The 17,792-nt window shown below is 74.2% G+C and carries 14 protein-coding genes; 4 read left to right on the forward strand and 10 right to left on the reverse strand.

The annotated features are described in order from the left end of the window. Positions 1 to 162: 162 nt before the first annotated feature. The 6 genes from hflX to miaA all read right to left on the reverse strand — a co-directional run bounded on the left by hflX (position 163) and on the right by miaA (position 8,213). Positions 163 to 1,668, reverse strand: a complete 1,506-nt coding sequence (gene hflX / locus AMK16_RS07230; protein ID WP_073909896.1) for a GTPase HflX — start codon at positions 1,666 to 1,668, stop codon at positions 163 to 165. A 114-nt stretch (positions 1,669 to 1,782) separates the two neighbouring features. Continuing rightward, positions 1,783 to 3,264: a M1 family metallopeptidase gene (locus tag AMK16_RS07235; RefSeq protein WP_073909899.1), complete on the reverse strand. Its 1,482-nt coding sequence runs from the start codon at positions 3,262 to 3,264 to the stop codon at positions 1,783 to 1,785. A gap of 157 nt (positions 3,265 to 3,421) precedes the next feature. Continuing rightward, entirely contained in the window at positions 3,422 to 5,521 is a 2,100-nt protein-coding gene (locus AMK16_RS07240; protein WP_073909901.1) for a RelA/SpoT family protein, read from the reverse strand. A 140-nt stretch (positions 5,522 to 5,661) separates the two neighbouring features. Next, the gene (gene dapF, locus AMK16_RS07245) at positions 5,662 to 6,537 is read right to left on the reverse strand and encodes a diaminopimelate epimerase (protein WP_073909903.1); all 876 of its coding nucleotides are present in this window, start codon (positions 6,535 to 6,537) and stop codon (positions 5,662 to 5,664) included. Between the two features lie 92 nt (positions 6,538 to 6,629). After that, positions 6,630 to 7,142 carry a hypothetical protein gene (locus tag AMK16_RS07250; protein ID WP_107417061.1) on the reverse strand — a complete coding sequence of 171 codons (513 nt, stop codon included), beginning with the start codon at positions 7,140 to 7,142 and terminating at the stop codon, positions 6,630 to 6,632. 132 nt (positions 7,143 to 7,274) lie between these two features. Next, positions 7,275 to 8,213: a tRNA (adenosine(37)-N6)-dimethylallyltransferase MiaA gene (gene miaA / locus AMK16_RS07255; protein WP_073909908.1), complete on the reverse strand. Its 939-nt coding sequence runs from the start codon at positions 8,211 to 8,213 to the stop codon at positions 7,275 to 7,277. 164 nt (positions 8,214 to 8,377) lie between these two features. On the opposite strand from miaA, the gene AMK16_RS07260 reads away from it, so the two are divergent. After that, on the forward strand, positions 8,378 to 8,590 hold the full coding sequence (locus tag AMK16_RS07260; protein WP_073909910.1) for a hypothetical protein: 213 nt from the start codon (positions 8,378 to 8,380) through the stop codon (positions 8,588 to 8,590). A gap of 27 nt (positions 8,591 to 8,617) precedes the next feature. Then, the gene (locus tag AMK16_RS07265; protein ID WP_073909912.1) at positions 8,618 to 8,869 is read left to right on the forward strand and encodes an antitoxin; all 252 of its coding nucleotides are present in this window, start codon (positions 8,618 to 8,620) and stop codon (positions 8,867 to 8,869) included. A 135-nt stretch (positions 8,870 to 9,004) separates the two neighbouring features. Here the strand turns inward: AMK16_RS07265 and AMK16_RS07270 are convergent, their stop codons facing one another. Both AMK16_RS07270 and miaB read right to left on the reverse strand, forming a co-directional pair. Beyond that, positions 9,005 to 9,712 carry a class III extradiol dioxygenase subunit B-like domain-containing protein gene (locus AMK16_RS07270; protein ID WP_073909914.1) on the reverse strand — a complete coding sequence of 236 codons (708 nt, stop codon included), beginning with the start codon at positions 9,710 to 9,712 and terminating at the stop codon, positions 9,005 to 9,007. 43 nt (positions 9,713 to 9,755) lie between these two features. After that, on the reverse strand, positions 9,756 to 11,273 hold the full coding sequence (gene miaB, locus AMK16_RS07275) for a tRNA (N6-isopentenyl adenosine(37)-C2)-methylthiotransferase MiaB (protein WP_073909916.1): 1,518 nt from the start codon (positions 11,271 to 11,273) through the stop codon (positions 9,756 to 9,758). A gap of 164 nt (positions 11,274 to 11,437) precedes the next feature. Between miaB and AMK16_RS07280 the strand changes: the two genes are divergently transcribed. Continuing rightward, entirely contained in the window at positions 11,438 to 12,433 is a 996-nt protein-coding gene (locus AMK16_RS07280) for a TAXI family TRAP transporter solute-binding subunit (RefSeq protein WP_073909919.1), read from the forward strand. Here the strand turns inward: AMK16_RS07280 and AMK16_RS07285 are convergent. Then, positions 12,423 to 13,436 carry an ROK family protein gene (locus tag AMK16_RS07285; RefSeq protein WP_443333534.1) on the reverse strand — a complete coding sequence of 338 codons (1,014 nt, stop codon included), beginning with the start codon at positions 13,434 to 13,436 and terminating at the stop codon, positions 12,423 to 12,425. The two genes, AMK16_RS07280 and AMK16_RS07285, sit on opposite strands and share 11 nt — an antisense overlap. A 669-nt stretch (positions 13,437 to 14,105) precedes the next feature. On the opposite strand from AMK16_RS07285, the gene AMK16_RS07290 reads away from it, so the two are divergent. Further along, positions 14,106 to 16,286 carry an endo-beta-N-acetylglucosaminidase gene (locus AMK16_RS07290; RefSeq protein WP_079191358.1) on the forward strand — a complete coding sequence of 727 codons (2,181 nt, stop codon included), beginning with the start codon at positions 14,106 to 14,108 and terminating at the stop codon, positions 16,284 to 16,286. Between the two features lie 84 nt (positions 16,287 to 16,370). Here AMK16_RS07290 and AMK16_RS07295 read toward each other — a convergent pair whose 3' ends face one another. Beyond that, positions 16,371 to 17,789, reverse strand: coding sequence for a sensor histidine kinase (locus tag AMK16_RS07295; protein ID WP_073909922.1), 1,419 nt, complete (start codon positions 17,787 to 17,789; stop codon positions 16,371 to 16,373). Positions 17,790 to 17,792 lie beyond the last annotated feature (3 nt).

Genomic DNA, 17,792 nt, shown 5'->3' on the forward strand with positions numbered 1-17,792 from the left:
GACCGGGCAGATCGAGTCGTTTGCGTTGTTCTAGCCGTTCGAGCCGTTCAAGCCCGGCGGCGGCGGTGAGAACGGCCGAGGGCCCCCTGCGGTGCAGGGGGCCCTCGGCCGTTCAGACGTTCAGACGTCCAGCCGAAGCGGACGCCGCGGGTGTCCGGCCCGTCAGCGCTTCGCGAGCGCGTACGGTGCCAGGTCCGCCGCCAGCTCCTGGTGGACGCGGGCCTTGAGCAGGGTGCCCTCCGCGGTGTGCTCCTCGGAGATCACCTCGCCCTCGGCGTGCGCCTTGGCGATCAGCGAGCCGAGGGTGTACGGCACCAGGGCCTCCACCTCGACCTCGGGCCGCGGCAGCTCCGAGTCGATGAGCGCGAGGAGTTCCTCGATGCCCATGCCCGTGCGCGCCGAGACGGCGATGGAGTGCCGCTCGATCCGCAGCAGGCGCTGCAGGACGAGCGGGTCCGCGGCATCCGCCTTGTTGATCACGACGATCTCCGGCACGTTCACCGCGCCGACCTCGCGGATCACCTCGCGCACCGCCGCCAGCTGCTCCTCCGGCGCCGGGTGCGAGCCGTCCACGATGTGCAGGATGAGGTCGGAGTCCCCGACTTCCTCCATCGTGGAGCGGAACGCCTCGACGAGGTGGTGGGGCAGGTGCCGGACGAAGCCGACCGTGTCGGCCAGGGTGTAGACCCGGCCGCTGGGCGTCTCGGCCCGGCGCACGGTCGGGTCGAGGGTGGCGAACAGTGCGTTCTCCACCAGCACGCCCGCGCCCGTGAGGCGGTTGAGCAGCGAGGACTTTCCGGCGTTGGTGTAGCCGGCGATGGCCACCGACGGCACCTTGTTGCGGCGCCTTTCCTGGCGCTTGATGTCGCGGCCGGTCTTCATGTCCGCGATCTCCCGGCGCATCTTCGCCATCTTCTCGCGGATCCGGCGCCGGTCCGTCTCGATCTTGGTCTCACCGGGGCCGCGGGTCGCCATGCCGCCACCGCCGCCGCCACCCATCTGGCGGGACAGCGAGGCACCCCAGCCGCGCAGTCGCGGCAGCATGTACTGCATCTGCGCGAGCGCGACCTGCGCCTTGCCCTCTCGGGACTTGGCGTGCTGGGCGAAGATGTCGAGGATGAGGGCGGTCCGGTCGACCACCTTCACCTTGACGACGTCTTCGAGCGCGATGAGCTGGCCGGGGCTGAGCTCGCCGTCACAGACGACGGTGTCCGCGCCGCTCTCCATGACGATGTCGCGCAGCTCGCGGGCCTTGCCCGAGCCGATGAAGGTGGCGGGGTCCGGCTTGTCGCGGCGCTGGATCACGCCGTCGAGCACGAGGGCACCCGCGGTTTCGGCAAGGGCGGCGAGCTCCGCGAGGGAGTTCTCCGCGTCGGTCACCGTTCCGGAGGTCCAGACACCGACGAGGACGACGCGCTCCAGGCGGAGCTGTCGGTACTCGACCTCGGTGACGTCTTCGAGCTCGGTGGAAAGGCCGGCCACACGGCGCAGGGCCGCGCGCTCGGAGCGTTCGAACTGCTCGCCGTCCCGGTCTCCGTCGATCTCGTGGCTCCAGGCGACGTCCTCTTCCATCAGGGCATCGGCCCGAAGGCTCTCGGTGAAGCTCGGCGAGTCCTGCACGTCCTGTGCGTCCCGCGCGTCCTGGGAAGGGGAAGAAGAGGAGGTCATTGGATCCTTACGTCGATTCGAATAGCACTGGTGGACTGTCACGTCCAACGTGTCACACCGCCCGGTGATTCCCCGAACGGCCCCGTCGATGGTGACATGCCCGTTCCTCGGCGGTCACACCCTTTTTCCGCCCTCCGCGGACCGGGCGTGCGCGCTCGGCGCGGCGGGGGTGCTCCATTCCGGGTGCCCGGGCATGGGCGGGGTGGTCTTCCCGTACAGCCACGGCTCCAGGAAGGCGCCCAGGTCACGGCCCGCCTCCTGCGAGGCGAGGCGTACGAAGTCGGCCGTGTCGGCGGTGCCGTCGCGGTGCCCGGCCACCCAGCGGCGCTCGATCCGGTCGAAGGCCGGTGCGTCGACCTCCTGACGCAGGGCGTACAGGATCAGGGCGGCGCCGTCGTAGACCACGGGCCGGAACAGCCCGATCTTCTCGCCGGGGGCGGCGGCCTTGGGCGCGGCGGGGGGGCCGCCGGCCGCGCGCCATTGGTCGGAGCGCTGGTACGCCTCGCGCATGCGCCGTTCCAGGGAGTACTTGCCGAGGCCGTCCGCGTAGAGGGCTTCGTACCAGGTGGCGTGTCCCTCGTTGAGCCAGAGGTCGGACCAGGTGCGTGGGGCGACGCTGTCGCCGAACCACTGGTGGGCCAGTTCGTGGACCATCACGGACTCGACGTACCAGTCGGGGTAGCCCTCGCCCGAGAAGAGGCTGTGCTCGAAGAGCGAGAGGGTCTGGGTCTCCAGCTCGAAGCCGGTGGACGCCCGGGCGATCAGCACGCCGTAGTTCTCGAAGGGGTAGCGGCCGACCCGCTCCTCCATCCAGGCGATGTGCCCGCCGGTCTTCTTCAACCAGGGTTCGAGCCGCTCGCGGTCCTTGGCGGGCACCACGTGGCGCAGCGGCAGCCCGTGCGGCCCGGCGCCGTGGACGACGGCGGAGTGGCCGATGGAGACCTGGGCCAGTTCGGTGGCCATGGGGTGGACGGTGCGGTAGGTCCATGTGGTGTGGGGGCCGACGCGCAGGGCGGGGGTCACCGGCAGTCCGTTCGCGACGACCGTGAGTCCTTGCGGGGCGGTGACGCGGAAGGTGAAGTACGCCTTGTCGGCGGGGTGGTCGTTGCAGGGGAACACCCGGTGGGCGGCGTCCGCCTGGTTGGCCATGGCCAGGCCGTCCTCGGTGGGTACCCAGCCGCCGTCCGCGCGCCCGCGCGGGTCGCTGGTGTGGCGGATGGTGATGTGCAGCGGCACGTTCTGCGTGACGGGGCGCGCCGGGGTCAGCACGAGGTCCTCCCCGACGCTCTCGAACCGCGCCGGCTCGCCGTTGACCTCGGCTGACGCCACCTTGCCGTGGGTGAAGTCCAGGTTGATCCGCTCCAGCGGCCGCAGGGCGCGCGCGTCGATCACGGTGACCGCGTCGAGGGGGCTGCGGTTGTCCTTGTACGCGAAGGACAGGTCGTACGAGAGGACGTCGTACCCGGGGTTGCCGAGCTCCGGGAACAGCCGGTCGCCGATGCCCAGTGCCTCCGGCGGGGGGAGCACGGCGGCGACGAGGGTGAGGGAGGCCGCGGCGAGCAGGGCGGCGCGCAGGCGCGGGGAGGTGAGCTGCATCCCCCATCGCTTACCAGCGCCTGTGGCACGGCCGCGAACGGCGCGCGAGGGGTCCACCCGAACGGGGCCTTCGGGCGCCGACCCGGCCTAGGGAAGGGCCCGTCCCTGCGGGCCTCACACGTTCACCTGCGCCGGCGCGGCAGCGCCCCTGCGCCGCCTACGCGCGGCTGACGTCGTAGACGCCGGGCACGTCGCGCATGGCGCGCATGAGGGCGGGCAGCCCGGCCGCGTCGGGCAGCAGGAGGGTGTAGGTGTGCCGGACGCGCTGTTCGACGGGCGGTTCCACGGTCGCGGAGACCACCTCGACGCCCTCCCGGGCGATGGCTTCGGTCAGGTCGGCCAGCAGGTGGGGGCGGCCGAACGATTCCGCGAAGAGCGTGACCCGGCAGTCCGCCGTGGCCCGCCAGTGCACGGCGACGGAGGTACGCCCCACCGCGCGCATCCGGGCCACCGCGGAGCAGTGGACGCGGTGCACGGTCACGGCCCCGCCCCGGACCAGGAATCCGGCGACGGCGTCCGGCGGCACCGGGGTGCAGCACCCGGCGAGCCGTACGGTCGCGTCCGGCAGGTCGGCGACGGCGTTGCCCCCGCCGCCCCGCGCCCCCACCACCGACAGCGGGGCCCGCGCGGCCGTGGTGGGGGCCGTCGCCCGGTCGGGATGCGCGTCGAGCCAGCGGCTGATGGCGATCCGGGCGGCCGGGGTCCGCGCGTGGTCGAGCCATTCGGCGGCCGGCCCGGAGGAGGCGTCCTGGGCCAGCAGCAGCTGCACGGTGTCCCCGTCGGACAGCGGCGAGGACAGGGAGGTGAGGCGCCCGTTGACCCGGGCGCCGATACAGCCGTGGGCCGCCTCGCCGTGCTGGGCATAGGCGGCGTCGATGCAGCTCGCCCCGGCCGGCAGGCTGATGGTGCCGGAGGCGCTGCCGTCCTCCCGGAAGACGGTGATCTCGCGGTCCTGGGCCAGTTCGGCGCGCAGGACGCTCCAGAAGGTGTCGGGGTCGGGCGCGGACTGCTGCCAGTCGAGCAGCCGGGACAGCCAGCCGGGCCGCGTCGGGTCCACCCGCTCCTCGTACGGGTCGGCGGGGGCTTCCGGGGCCGCGGTGGGGGCGGTGGCGTAGGGGTTGCCGAGCGCCACGACGCCGGCCTCCGCGACGCGGTGCATCTGCCGGGTCCGCACGATGACCTCGGCGACGTAGCCCTCGGGCGTGGCGACGGCGGTGTGCAGCGACTGGTAGAGGTTGAACTTGGGGACGGCGATGAAGTCCTTGAACTCCGAGACGACGGGGGTGAAGCAGGTGTGCAGCTCTCCCAGGACCCCGTAGCAGTCGGCGTTCTCGCCGACCAGGACGAGGATGCGGCCGAAGTCGGAGCCCCGCAGTTCGCCGCGCTTTCGGGAGATGCGGTGCACGGAGACGAAGTGGCGCGGCCGGACCTGCACTTCGGCGGTGATGCCGGCTTCGCGCAGGACGGTCCGTACGGAGTCGGCGATGGCGGGCAGCGGGTCGCGTTCCCCGGCGTGGGCCGCGATGAGCGCGCGGGTGCGCTCGTACTCCTCGGGGTGCAGGATCGCGAAGACGAGGTCTTCCAGCTCGGTCTTGAGGGCCTGCACGCCGAGCCGTTCGGCGAGCGGGATCAGGACGTCGCGGGTGACCTTGGCGATGCGCGCCTGTTTCTCGGGGCGCATCACGCCCAGGGTGCGCATGTTGTGCAGCCGGTCGGCGAGTTTGATGGACATGACGCGGACGTCGTTGCCGGTGGCGACGAGCATCTTGCGGAAGGTCTCGGGCTCGGCGGCGGCCCCGTAGTCGATCTTCTCGACCTTGGTGACGCCGTCGACGATGAAGCGGACCTCGTCGCCGAACTCCGCACCGACCTGATCGAGGGTCACCTCGGTGTCCTCGACGGTGTCGTGGAGCAGAGAGGCCGTCAAGGTGGTGGTCTCGGCGCCGAGTTCGGCGAGGATCAGGGTGACGGCGAGGGGGTGTGTGATGTACGGCTCACCGCTTTTTCTCATCTGCCCGCGGTGCGAGGTCTCCGCGAGGAGGTACGCGCGCCGCAGAACGGACAGATCGGCGTCCGGATGGTGGGCGCGGTGCGCTTCGGCGACGTGGCCGATGGCGTCGGGGAGACGGTCGCGGGACGTGGGCCCGAGCAGGGCCGCGCGCCCGAGCCGGCGCAGATCGAGCCTGGTCCGGCCGCGTCTGCGGAGCTCAGGGCGCGTTTCGGAATGTGCTTCGGGGTTCGTGGCCTCTGCACTCATGGGCACCTCCGGCGGCTTCGACCGGCGGTGGCGGGCATGGGGTGAGCCCTCAGGGCCGGTGCCTGATGTTACCGACCCCACCACGTGGCGCAGTCCGTCTCTCGCTCAGCGTGAAACGGATCACCCATTAGAGGGAAGCTTCAGGCGAAAGCCGTTTCGGTGAGCCAGGCCGCATCGAACTCGCCCGCGGCCACGATCACGGCCGGTCCGGTCATGTCGATCCGGCCGTCGGGGTGCTCGGTGATGACGAGGGTGCCGCCGGGGAGGTCGACGGTGTAGGTGACCGGGTCTCCGGTGACGGCCGGGTCGGCGCCGTCGCGGCGGATGGCGGCCACGGCGACGGCGCAGGCGCCGGTTCCGCAGGAGCGGGTCTCGCCGGAGCCGCGCTCGTGCACGCGCATGGCCACGTGCCGGGGGCCGCGGTCGACGACGAACTCGACGTTCACGCCGGCCGGGTAGGCGGCCTCGGGGCTGAACGCCGGGGCGGTGTACAGGTTCCCGGCGTCGTCGAGGCTGTCGACGAAGGCCACGGCGTGCGGGTTGCCCATGTCCACGTTGAGCGCGGGCCAGGTCTTCGCGCCGGCGCTGACGGTGACCTCTCCGTCGGGGAAGGCGGCGCGGCCCATGGAGACGGTGACGTCGCCGGTCTTGTCGAGGTGGACGTGCTTGACACCGCCGCGGGTGGCGACGGCGAGGTCGCCGGGCTCGACGTGGCCGGCGTGCTGGAGGTAGCGGGCGAAGACGCGGACGCCGTTGCCGCACATCTCGGCGACGGAGCCGTCGCTGTTGCGGTAGTCCATGAACCACTCCGCCTCGCCGGCCAGGTGTGCGGCCTCGGGGTGGGCTGCGGACCGCACGACGTGCAGGACGCCGTCCGCGCCGATCCCGGCGCGCCGGTCGCACAGCTTCGCGACGGCGGACGCGGGCAGCTCCAGTGCGTTGTCCGGGTCCGGAAGGATCACGAAGTCGTTCTCGGTGCCGTGGCCCTTGAGGAAGGAGAGGGTGGTGTGCGTCACCCGCCCATGGTACCGAGCCGCTGCTCAGGGGCGCTGCACGGTCCACTGGGCGGTACGGGCGGTATGCGGTACGTGCGGTACGGGTGCGGCGGTCAGCGGAGCCGGGCGACCCGGTACACGGCGAGGGCGACGACGGCCAGCGCGGCGAGGGCGTACAGCGCGGCCATGCGCCAGTCGGGGCGGCGGCCGCTGCCGCGGGGCGGGAGCCCGGGCCAGGTGTGCCCCACGCGACGGGCGGCCATCATCCCCCAGCCGCCGGCGCAGCAGCTGATCAGGAAGCCGAGCATCGCGACCACGGCTCCGCCGTCGCCGAACTCGAAGGCGAGCGGGAAGGCGAACATGAGCGAGCCGGCCGCGGCGAGCAGCACGATGGGGGCGATCTGCCACAGGCGCAGGCGGCGCTGGGGACGCAGTTCGACCTCGAACTCGGGCCCGGTGACGGCCTCGGCCTGCGCGGGGTCCGGGGTGTCGGGTCCGTCCGGGGTCAGGCGGGCCGGGTCGGCGGGCAGCCCGAGCCCGGCAGGGCCGTCCGAGGGGTCGAGAAGCTGCGGGTCCGCTTCCCGCCTGGTGTCGTCCCGCCAGGTGTCACGAGGGCCGGCCTCCATCGCCACGCGCCCTCCCCACTCGGACCCAGTACGCCGCCATGCACTGCCGGTGACCGCACCCGCAGCAGTTTGATGATGGCACGCCCCCGGCCCCGCGACAGGCGCCCGGGGCTTCCCGATGCCATCACGTGATCAGGCTGTAACCGCTCGTTCGACCAACGACTGCGCGAGTCCGGGGAGTTCCCCGCGGTCGGCGGCGGCGCCGCTGAGCCAGTGCACCCGGGGGTCGCGCCGGAACCAGGAGTCCTGGCGGCGGGCGAAGCGCTTGGTGGCCCGTACCGTCTCGGCCCTCGCCTCGTCCTCGGTGCACTCGCCGGCGAGGGCGGCGAGGACCTGCTGGTAGCCGAGCGCCCTGGAGGCGGTGATTCCGTCGCGCAGCCCGCGGGCCTCCAGCGCGCGGACCTCGTCCACCAGCCCGTCCTCCCACATCCGGTCCACGCGCCGCGCGATCCGCTCGTCGAGCTCGGGCCGGGCCACGTCGACCCCGATCTGCACGGTGTCGTAGACGGAGTCGTGGCCGGGCAGGTTGGCGGTGAAGGGGCGGCCGGTGATCTCGATGACCTCCAGCGCGCGGACGATCCGGCGGGTGTTGCCGGGCAGGATGGCCTGCGCCGCGGCCGGGTCGACGGCGGCCAGGCGCGCGTGGAGGGCTCCGGGGCCGCGCAGGGTGGCCTCCTGCTCCAGCCGGGCGCGGACCTCGGGGTCCGTGCCGGGGAACTCCATGGCGTCCAGGGCGCCGCGTACGTACAGGCCTGAGCCGCCGACGAGGACGGGGGTGCGGCCCTCGGCGAGCAGCCGGTCGATCTCGGCGCGGGCCATGCGCTGGTACGCGGCGACGCTCGCGGTCTCGGTGACGTCCCAGACGTCGAGGAGGTGGTGCGGGACCCCTCCGCGCTCTTCGGTCGTCAGCTTGGCGGTGCCGATGTCCATCCCCCGGTACAGCTGCATGGAGTCGGCGTTGACGACTTCGCCGTCGAACCGGCGGGCCAGGGCGACGCCCAGATCGGACTTTCCGGCCGCGGTGGGACCGACGACGGCGATGACCCGCGGTGCGGGGGCTGCTTTCCTCACTGCCCCAGTCTCGCAAACCCCACGGCGTGTACCCGATCGGGTTACGTGACGGGGTGGGGGCGGGGTCGTTGCCTTGGCAGGGTTCCGGCCCGGCGTACGCCCGGCGGAGGCCGGTCCGGCCACGGCGGAACTTCACTCACACGAGTAACGTTACGGGAGTAGACATGGGCGTTTTTGATCGGCTTTTTCGTCGTAAAGGACAGGCTGCGGCGCAGGAGGTCGCGGCCGAGGCCGTGACGGCGGAGTCCGCTGCGGCCGACCAGGCCGGGACCGAGGCCGCGGTGGAGGGTCCGGCGGCGGAAGCCGTGGAGATTCCGAAGCAGCAGTCGGCCGAGGCGGCCGCGGACAGCGAGGCCGGCGAGGGCGCCCGTACGTGACCGTCATCCGCTGATGAAAGGTGTCCCATGGGCCTGCTGGACAATCTGAAGGCCAAACTCGCTCCGGCCAAGGAGAAGGTCGGCGACCTCGCGCAGCAGCACGAGGGCAGGATCGGCGAGGGCCTGGACAAGATGGCCAAGGTCGTGGACGGCAAGACCAAGGGCAAGTACAGCGCTCGGATCACCAGCGCCGAGGGCAAGGCGAAGGACGCCGTAAGCAGGATCGCGCACAAGGACGCTCCCGGCGGGCCGCCGACGCCGCCGCCGGCGACGTCCTGACGACGCGCCCGGAGGGGCGCGGGACCGGCTCCGGCCGTCCCGCGCCCCTGCGCCGTCCCCGGACGGCGCGCCTGCCCGCCGCTCGCCAGAACGGACGACGGCCAGGACCAGGCGGCGGCCAGGACCAGGCGGCCCCTAGGACCAGGTGGCGACGAAGTAGCCCACCCCGTACGGCGCGTCCTCGTAGAGCAGGCGCCCCTCCAGGCCCGCGCCCTCGGCGGCGCCGGCCAGCACCTGCCAGGGGGCCCGGCCCGCGGCCTGGAGCTCGGAGGCGAGGGCGGCATCGAGGGCGGCGAGGGCCGCCACGTCGGCGGCGCCCAGCGCACGGGCGGCGGCCGCGTCGAAGGCGGCGGCCCGCTCGTCGAGATAGCCCGGCGCCTTCACGGTCCGGCAGGCGCTGCCGTCACCCATGACGAGCAGGGCGACCCGGGCGTCACGCGCTGCGAGCTCCCGGCCCGTCCGCAGACACCGCGCGGAGTCCAGCGCATCGACGACCGCGAACCCTTCCACGGGGGCGGCGCCCCAGCGCGCGCGACGCAGCAGCCAGGCGCCCACGGCCAGCGAAGGGGGCAGCAGCCGCGGCCCCTCCTCACCCTCCCCCAGCTGTACGCCGGCCTCGACCCCGAATCCGCGGAAGGTGCCGCGGGCGCCCTGGGGGTAGGGCCCGCCGTGGTCCTCGTCGGCGGCTCCGACCACCACCAGCAGGTCGGGCCGGGAGGCGGCGAGCACCGCGAGGGCGTCGGAGCAGGCGGTGCGGGCGTCGCCGAGTTCGGCGGCGGCCCCCGAGGCGACCTCCGGCACGAGCAGCGGCGGGGCGGGACAGACGGCGGCGGCTACGAGCATGATCCGCAGCCTAGCCGCCGCGCCGGCAGGGGGCGGTGAAGGGTCAGTCGACGGCGCAGCCGGAGGTGGCCGCCGGGAGCGGCGCCGGGACCCCCAGGGTCGGGATGCCGAGCATGACCCCGGCGGGCCCGGCCGGGGCGGCGTTGCGCTTCTCCCAGGCGTCGCCGGCGCGGGTGCGGCGCACGAGTCGGGTCGGGCCCTCGGCGAGCAGGTGGTGCGGGGCCGCGTAGGTGATGTCGACGGTGACCACGTCGCCCGGACGGACCGCCGTCTGCGGCTTCGTGAAATGGACCAGGCGGTTGTCGGGGGCGCGCCCGGAGAGGCGGTGCGTGGCGCCGTCCTTGCGGCCCTCGCCCTCCGCGACCATGACCTCCAGGGTGCGGCCGACCTGCTTCTTGTTCTCCTCCCAGGAGATCTCCTCCTGGAGGGCGACCAGGCGCATGTAGCGGTCCTGCACGACCTCCTTGGGGATCTGCCCGTCCATGTCGGCCGCCGGGGTGCCGGGGCGCTTGGAGTACTGGAAGGTGAAGGCGTTCGCGAAGCGGGCCTCGCGCACCGTGTGCATCGTCTGCTGGAAGTCCTCCTCCGTCTCGCCGGGGAAGCCCACGATGATGTCGGTGGAGATCGCGGCGTGCGGGATCGCGGCGCGGACCTTCTCGATGATGCCGAGGAAGCGCTCCTGGCGGTACGAGCGGCGCATCGCCTTCAGGATCGGGTCGGAGCCGGACTGGAGCGGCATGTGCAGCTGGGGCATCACGTTCGGGGTCTCGGCCATCGCCGCGATGACGTCGTCCGTGAAGTCGCGCGGGTGGGGGGAGGTGAAGCGCACCCGCTCCAGGCCCTCGATGGACCCGCAAGCCCGCAGCAGCTTGGAGAACGCCTCGCGGTCGCCCAGGTCGGAGCCGTACGCGTTCACGTTCTGGCCGAGCAGGGTGATCTCGCTGACGCCCTCGGCGACCAGGGCCTCCACCTCGGCGAGGATGTCGCCGGGGCGGCGGTCCTCCTCCTTGCCGCGCAGCGCCGGGACGATGCAGAAGGTGCAGGTGTTGTTGCAGCCGACGGAGATCGAGACCCAGGCGGCGTAGGCGGACTCGCGGCGGGTCGGGAGCGTGGAGGGGAATGCCTCCAGCGACTCGGCGATCTCGACCTGCGCCTCTTCCTGGATGCGGGCGCGCTCCAGCAGCACAGGGAGCTTGCCGATGTTGTGCGTGCCGAAGACGACGTCGACCCAGGGGGCCCGCTTGACGATCGTGTCGCGGTCCTTCTGGGCGAGGCAGCCGCCGACGGCGATCTGCATGCCGGGGCGCTTGGTCTTCATCGGGGCGAGCCGGCCGAGGTTGCCGTACAGCTTGTTGTCGGCGTTCTCGCGGACCGCGCAGGTGTTGAAGACGACCACGTCGGCGTCGCCGTCGGAGCCCTCGGGGGCGCGGGTGTAGCCCGCGCCTTCCAGCAGACCGGAGAGCCGCTCGGAGTCGTGCACGTTCATCTGGCACCCGTAGGTGCGCACCTCGTAAGTTCCCTTGACGTCCACTGCCGTGCTCCGGTCGCTGCTGCTGGTCATGCACCAAGGGTAGGCGCTCGCCGGGAGCCCTCCGGTCCCCGGGGACGCGGCCCCCGCTTCCCCGGCGGCGGGATGCGGGCGGCCGGGACCGGGGCGGGCGCGGGCGGCCGGGGGCGAGGGGACCGCGTCGTGACAGGACGGCCGACGGGTGGCAGGATCGCGCCATGCCTCTCGTACCGCCCCGGATCAGCAGGCGCCACGCCCTGCGGGCCCTGGTGGCCGTACTGGCCGTCCTCGGCGTCCTGCTCTGGTGGCTGAGGCCCTTCGGGCAGCCGCAGCTCACGGGCGAGCTCACCTTCAGCACGGGCGTGCGGACCGGTGTCTACCACCGGTACGGGCAGCTGCTGGAGCAGCAGCTGCGCCGGGACGTGCCCGGGGTCAAGGTCCGGCTGGAGCCCAGCGAGGGCTCCCAGCAGAACCTGCAGCGGGTGGCCGCCGGCGAAGCGGACTTCACGGTGGCGACGGCCGACGCGGTCGCCAAGTACCGCCAGGACGGCAAGCCCGGCGCGACCTTCCTGCGGGGGTGCGCGCGGCTCTACGACGACTACGTGCAGCTGGTGGTGCCGGCCGGCTCCCCGGTGCAGTCGGCGCGGGACCTGCGCGGCAAGCGGGTCGCGGTCGGGCAGGCCGGCTCCGGGGTGCGGCTGATCTCGGAGCGGCTGCTGACGGCTGCCAAGCTGGACCCGGCGCATGACATCACCCCGGTGTCCATCGGCATCGACACGATGCCCGCCGAGCTGGAGGCGGGGCGCATCGACGCGTTCTTCTGGTCCGGCGGTCTGCCGACGAGCGCGGTGCGCGAGTTGTCGGAGCGGTTCGAGATCCGGCTCGTCCAGCTCGGGGACCTGGTGGAGTCGCTGCAGGGCAGTGGCAGCCCGGCCCGCTACTACCGGGCGGCGGTCATGCCGCAGGACGCCTACGCGCGGGCGCGCAACACCACTTCGGTGGCGACCCTGGCCGTGCCGAACCTGCTGGTCACCACGGAGGGAACGGACCCGGGGCTCACCGAGCAGTTCACCCGCACCGTCATCCTCAGCCGCGACCGCATCGGGCACGAGGTGCATGCCGCGCAGCTGGTGGACCTGCGGACGGCGATCTACACCGACCCCCTCGACCTGCACGAGGGCGCACGGCGCTACTACCGCTCCGTCAAGCCGTAGCGGGGGCGTCGGAGGGCAGCAGCATGGTCGCCGCGGCGGCGGCGCCGATCAGACCCGCGTGCGTACCGAGGGCCGCCGGGACCACCCGCAGGTCCTGCACGAAGGACAGGCTGGCGTAGGCGGCGAGGTGGCGGCGGACCGGGGCGAACAGCGTGTCGCCGGAGGCGGCGACGCCCCCGCCGATGACCGCGATGTCCGCCTCGACGAGGGTGGCGGTGGCGGCGATGGCCGCGGCCAGGGCGCGTCCCGCGCGGTCGAAGGCGGCGATGGCGATGGGGTTGGCCGCCTCGGCGGCCGCGGCCACCCCCGCGGCCGAGGCGTCCCCGTCGGCCTCGGCGGGACTCCAGCCCTGGGCCAGGGCCCAGCGGGCGATGGCGGTGCCGGAGGCGATCGACTCGACGCAGCCGCGGCTTCCGCAGACGCACGGCTCGCCGTCGAAGGCGACGCTGATGTGGCCGACGTGGCCCGCGTTGCCCGTGGGGCCGGGGTGGAGCTGGTTGTTCAGGACGAGGCCGCCGCCGACGCCGGTGGAGACGACCATGCACAGCGCGTTCGCGTGGCCCCGGGCCGCGCCCAGCCAGTGTTCCGCGGCCGTCATCGCCACCCCGTCGCCGACCAGCACCGTCGGCAGGTCGGCGCCGCGCGCCGCGAGCTCCGCCGAGATCCTCTCCTGGACCGGGAAGCGCCGCCACGCGCCGATGTTGACCGGGCTGACCGTGCCCCGGGAGGTGTCCACCGGGCCCGCGCTGCCGATCCCGCAGCGGACCGCCGACCGCCACAGCGGGGAGCCGGACAGCTCCGCGACGACCTCCGTCACCGCGGCCATCACCTCCTCCGCGTCCATGCCGCGCGGGGTCGGGCGGCGGGTCGTGGCGGTCATCGTCCCGTCGGCGCCCACCAGCGCCCCGGCGATCTTCGTGCCTCCGATGTCGATGGCCACCGTCAGGCCGGCGGCCGGAGTCCCGGCGCGCGAGGGGGGGAAGGACGTGGTGGGAGTGATCACGGTGGCGGCTCCAGGAAGGGGTCCGGATTCAGTATGCGTCGCGGGGACAGCCGTGCTCCCGTGGGGTTGCGGCCCCGGCCGCCCGCCGTGCGCCCGCCGGTCCCGAGGAGCTCTTCCGCGACGTGACCCTGGGACGTGGCCCTGGACGGTGTTCTTGCGGATGCGTCTGGCGACCGCGCCTGCCTCCTGCGTGCCTGCACGGCCCACGTGCACAAGCCCGCCCCGGCCCGGGCACCGGTCCCTTTCCGGACGCCGCCCCGGCCCGGGCACCGGTCCCTTTCCGGACGCCGTCCCTCTCCGGACGCCGACCCCTTTCCGCCAACGGCAGTGAGACGCACAAGTGGCGGCCGGTTGGGCCCTGTTGACTGCTCCCGCAGAAGGGGGCCAGGTTGTCAGTGGTCCGCCCGCCGCGGCCCCCAGGCCTCCGGGACCGTCCCGGTCCCGAGCGGATCGCCCACGAGTGGGCGGCCCGCGGCCGGAGCACGCCCCGCGCCCCTGTCCGCACGCCGCATCACCGAGATCCCGCGCGTCCCCCGGCCCCGCTTGAACCGCCGCCGACGACCCGCCCGCCTGTCCGGCCTGCCGGACCCGCCCGACCCGCCCGCCTGTCCGACCAGCCCGACCCGCCCGCCCGTCCGACCCCGCCGCCCCCTTCCGGAGGAGCCCCGCATGTCCGAGACCGGCCACGGTGTCGACCCTCGTGCCGCAGCCGCCGCCCCCGGGGCGGCCCCGGCGCCCCCGTGCCCGACCCGGCGCGGGGTGCTGGCCGCCGGGGCCGGGGCGGGGGCCGCCGCCCTGCTGGGCGGACCGGCCGCCGCCCCGGCGGCCTCCGCCACCGAGCCCGCCGCCCGCCCCGGCCCCCGCCCCGCCGCCGGGCCCGCCGAGGAGGCGCCCCCGCCCGGCCTGGCCCCGTACGCCGCCTACTGGTACCCGGACTCCCTCCCGAAGGGCGCCCCCGGTCCGGGAATCGTGTGGCGCTCGCTGCGGCACTGGACCCCCGAGAGCGACCCGGACCTCGCCCACAACACCGCGACGGTGCCGCTCGCACCGCGCTTCACCCCGGTGCCGCCGAACCGGGACGCCCGCACGGGCCAGGCCCGCATCGCCTCCCTCGTCTCCTTCGGTCCCACCGCCGAGAACCCCTCCCAGGGCTCGCCCACCGCCGACTTCTACGCGCTCACGCACTGGGCGTACATCGACCAGCTGGTCTTCTGGGGCGGCTCCTGCGGCGAGGGTCTCGTCCTCGCCCCGAACGCCCCCGTCGTCGACGCCGCCCACCGCAACGGGGTGCGCGTCCTCGGCAACGTGTTCCTGCCGCCCGCGGCCTACGGCGGCGATCTCCAGTGGACCCGCGACCTCGTCCAGCGCGACGCGCGGGGCAGCTTCCCGATCGCCGAGAAGCTGGTGCGGGTGGCGACGGCCCACGGCTTCGACGGCTGGTTCGTCAACGCGGAGACCGACGGCGGTGACAGTGGACTCGCGACCCGCATGCGGGAGTTCCTGCACGCACTGCGGGCGGCGGGCGAGTGCGCGGGCCTGCGGACCACGTGGTACGACGCCATGAACGCCACCGGCCGCGTCGGCTGGCAGGGCGCCCTCAACGCACTGAACCAGGAGTTCTTCGAGGACCGTTCCGGGAAGGTCGCGGACACGGTGTTCCTGGACTTCCGCTGGACCCCGCAGAAGCTCGCCTCCTCCGGGGCGCTGGCCGAGCGGCTGGGCCGCTCCCGCCACGAGCTGTGGGCGGCGGTGGACACGGAGTCCGAGGGCTGGGACGCTCCGGTCCGCTGGGACGCGATCGTCCCGCGCGCGGGCGAGCACGTCGTCAGCTACGGCTTCTACCGGCCCGAGTGGACGCGCAACCATCTCGCCGACCGCTCCCCCGGCGCCTTCCACCTCGCCGACGACCGCTTCTGGACGGGCGCGTCCCTCGACCCGTCCCGCCCCGCGCCCGACGACGGCTGGCGGGCCCCCGCGACGGTCGTCGCGGACCGGTCCACGGTCTCCGCACTGCCCTTCGCCTGCTCCTTCAACACCGGCCACGGGGAGCGCTGGTACGAGGCGGGCGAGGTCGTCTCCGACCTCCCCTGGAACCACCTCGGGCTCCAGGACCGGCTGCCCGGGCGGCGCTGGGTCGTGGCCACCGACGGCGAACGGCCCCGCGTCACCCTGGACTTCGCCCGTGCCTGGCGCGGCGGATCCAGTCTCCTCGTCGGCGGGCGCCTGACCGCTCCGGCCGCGGTCGGGCTGCACGCGACCCGCCTGCCGCTGACCCCTTCCACCGTCCTGGAGCTGGTGCACGCCACCGAGTCGGGGCCGGTCACCGTGGAAGTGGGCGTCGCCACGCGCGAGCCCGCGGTCGCGGGCGAGCCGGTCCCGTACACCTGGATCCCGGCGCAGGCACCCGGCTCCGGGCCGGGCTGGCGCACCGCGCGGGTGGGGCTGTCGGCGCTGGCGGGCCGCACGGCCCACGGGCTGGCCGTACGGATCACCCCGGGCGGGCAGGGGGCGGTGGCGTGGCGGCTCGGCGCCCTGTCGGTACGCGACGGGACGGCTCAGCGGCGCCCGGCGCGGCCCGCCGCCCTGACCGTGGACGCCTCGGCCCGGCAGGACGGCGCGGCCTCGGTCCGCCTGTCGTGGCGCCCGGCGGCCGGGCCGGTCCGCCACCACGAGGTGTCCCGGGTGCTGCCCGGCGGCGCCCGCCGCTTCCTCGGCGGTACCTGCGGCGCCGCCCTCTACCTGCCCGCCGTCCCCCGGGCCGGCCGGGAGCGCGCGGCGGTCTTCGAGGTCCGGGCCGTGGACGAGCTGTACGCGCTCTCCGCCCCGGCCCGCACCACCCTGGTCTGGTAGCCGACGGCCGTCAGCCGGGGCAACCGGGAGCCGCGGGGGCAGGGGGCGGGGCCGGGGCGGTGGTCGTGGCCGTGGCCGTGGCGGTCAGGAGGCGTGGGGATCGGTGCGCGGCACGGCCACCGTCACGCGCAGCCCGTGCGGCGGGTTCGTCGCGTAGGAGAGGGTCCCGCCGCCGGCGGCGAGCAGGGCGCGGGAGATCGACAGGCCGAGCCCGGAGCCCTTGACGTTCTGGTGCCGGCCGCTGCGCCAGAACCGGTCGCCGACGCGGAGCAGCTCGTCCTCGGTGAGGCCGGGACCGCGGTCGGCGACGACCACGTGGACGGTGCGCCCGGCGGCCGGGACCGCGACCTCGACCTCGACCTCTTCTCCGGGCGGGGTGAACTTGAGCGCGTTGTCGATGACGGCGTCGAGCGCGCTGGAGAGGGCGATGGGGTCGGCCCAGCCGGTGACGGCGCAGCGGCCGGTCCCCTTGAGCCGTACGCCCTTCTCCTCCGCGTAGGGCCGCCAGGCGGCGACCCGTTCGGCGGCCAGCGCCCCGACGTCGGTGAGGCTGATCTCGGCCGAGGCGTGCTCGGCCAGGGCCAGGTCCAGCAGGTCGTCCAGGACCTGCGTCAGGCGTTTGCCCTCGGCGCGCACGGAGGCGATCTCCTCATTGCCCTCGGGCAGTTCGAGGGCGAGCAGCTCGATCCGCAGGAGCAGCGCGGCGAGGGGGTTGCGCAGCTGGTGGGAGGCGTCGGCGACGAAGGCGCGCTGTTGCTCCAGTACCTCTTCGACGTTGTCGGCCATCTCGTTGAACGAGCGGGCGAGGCGTTGCAGCTCCGGGGGGCCTCCGGCGGCGGCCACGCGCGAGTTCATCCGGCCGGTGGCGATGCCGTGGGCCGCCGCGTCCAGGGTCCGCACGGGCCGCAGGACCCAGCCGGTGAGGCGCAGCGCGGCGCCGAAGGCGACCAGCATGGCGGCGGCGAGGCCGGCCGCGATGAGGAGCCAGCCCTTCAGGATCCGGCCGCGCATCAGGTCGGTGGGCGATTCGGTGGCGACGACGGCGACCACGTCTCCGTCGAGGACGACCGGGGAGACGACGAGGAGCTTGCCGTGGGTCTGCCAGGGCCAGACCTGGGCGGGGTCGTGGCTGCGCCGCCCGGCCAGCGCCTCCTCGAAGGCGCGGCGGCCCTCGCCGGACTCGGGGAGCTGCCACCAGCCCGGGGACTGGGCCATCGCCTTGTCGTCGCGGTAGAAGATGCCGGCGCGGATGCCGTACAGCTCCTGGTAGCGGGCCAGTTCGAGGCGGAGGGTGGCCTGGCGTTCGTCGGTGCCGGTGGATCCGGAGCCCTCCGCGTCGACGACGAACTGGGCGAGGGCGGCGAAGCGGGCGCTGTCGTCGATGCGGTCGACGACCACCCGCTGCTGCTGCCCGGCGGCCAGGCTCGCGGCGAGCGGGAAGCCGAGGGCGAGGAGCGTGCCCGCCATGAGGATGACGAGCAGGGGGAGCAGCCGGGCGCGCACGGG

The organism is Streptomyces sp. CB00455, from assembly GCF_001905445.1.
Taxonomy (GTDB): Bacteria; Actinomycetota; Actinomycetes; order Streptomycetales; family Streptomycetaceae; genus Streptomyces.

Coding starts and splice junctions, on each gene's coding strand:
- hflX (WP_073909896.1), bottom strand. CDS start 1,668: ATGACCTCCTCTTCTTCCCCTTCCCAGGACGCGCGGGACGCACAGGAC.
- AMK16_RS07235 (WP_073909899.1), bottom strand. CDS start 3,264: ATGCAGCTCACCTCCCCGCGCCTGCGCGCCGCCCTGCTCGCCGCGGCC.
- AMK16_RS07240 (WP_073909901.1), bottom strand. CDS start 5,521: ATGAGTGCAGAGGCCACGAACCCCGAAGCACATTCCGAAACGCGCCCT.
- AMK16_RS07250 (WP_107417061.1), bottom strand. CDS start 7,142: ATGGAGGCCGGCCCTCGTGACACCTGGCGGGACGACACCAGGCGGGAA.
- AMK16_RS07260 (WP_073909910.1), top strand. CDS start 8,378: ATGGGCGTTTTTGATCGGCTTTTTCGTCGTAAAGGACAGGCTGCGGCG.
- AMK16_RS07265 (WP_073909912.1), top strand. CDS start 8,618: ATGGGCCTGCTGGACAATCTGAAGGCCAAACTCGCTCCGGCCAAGGAG.
- AMK16_RS07270 (WP_073909914.1), bottom strand. CDS start 9,712: ATGCTCGTAGCCGCCGCCGTCTGTCCCGCCCCGCCGCTGCTCGTGCCG.
- miaB (WP_073909916.1), bottom strand. CDS start 11,273: ATGACCAGCAGCAGCGACCGGAGCACGGCAGTGGACGTCAAGGGAACT.
- AMK16_RS07280 (WP_073909919.1), top strand. CDS start 11,438: ATGCCTCTCGTACCGCCCCGGATCAGCAGGCGCCACGCCCTGCGGGCC.
- AMK16_RS07290 (WP_079191358.1), top strand. CDS start 14,106: ATGTCCGAGACCGGCCACGGTGTCGACCCTCGTGCCGCAGCCGCCGCC.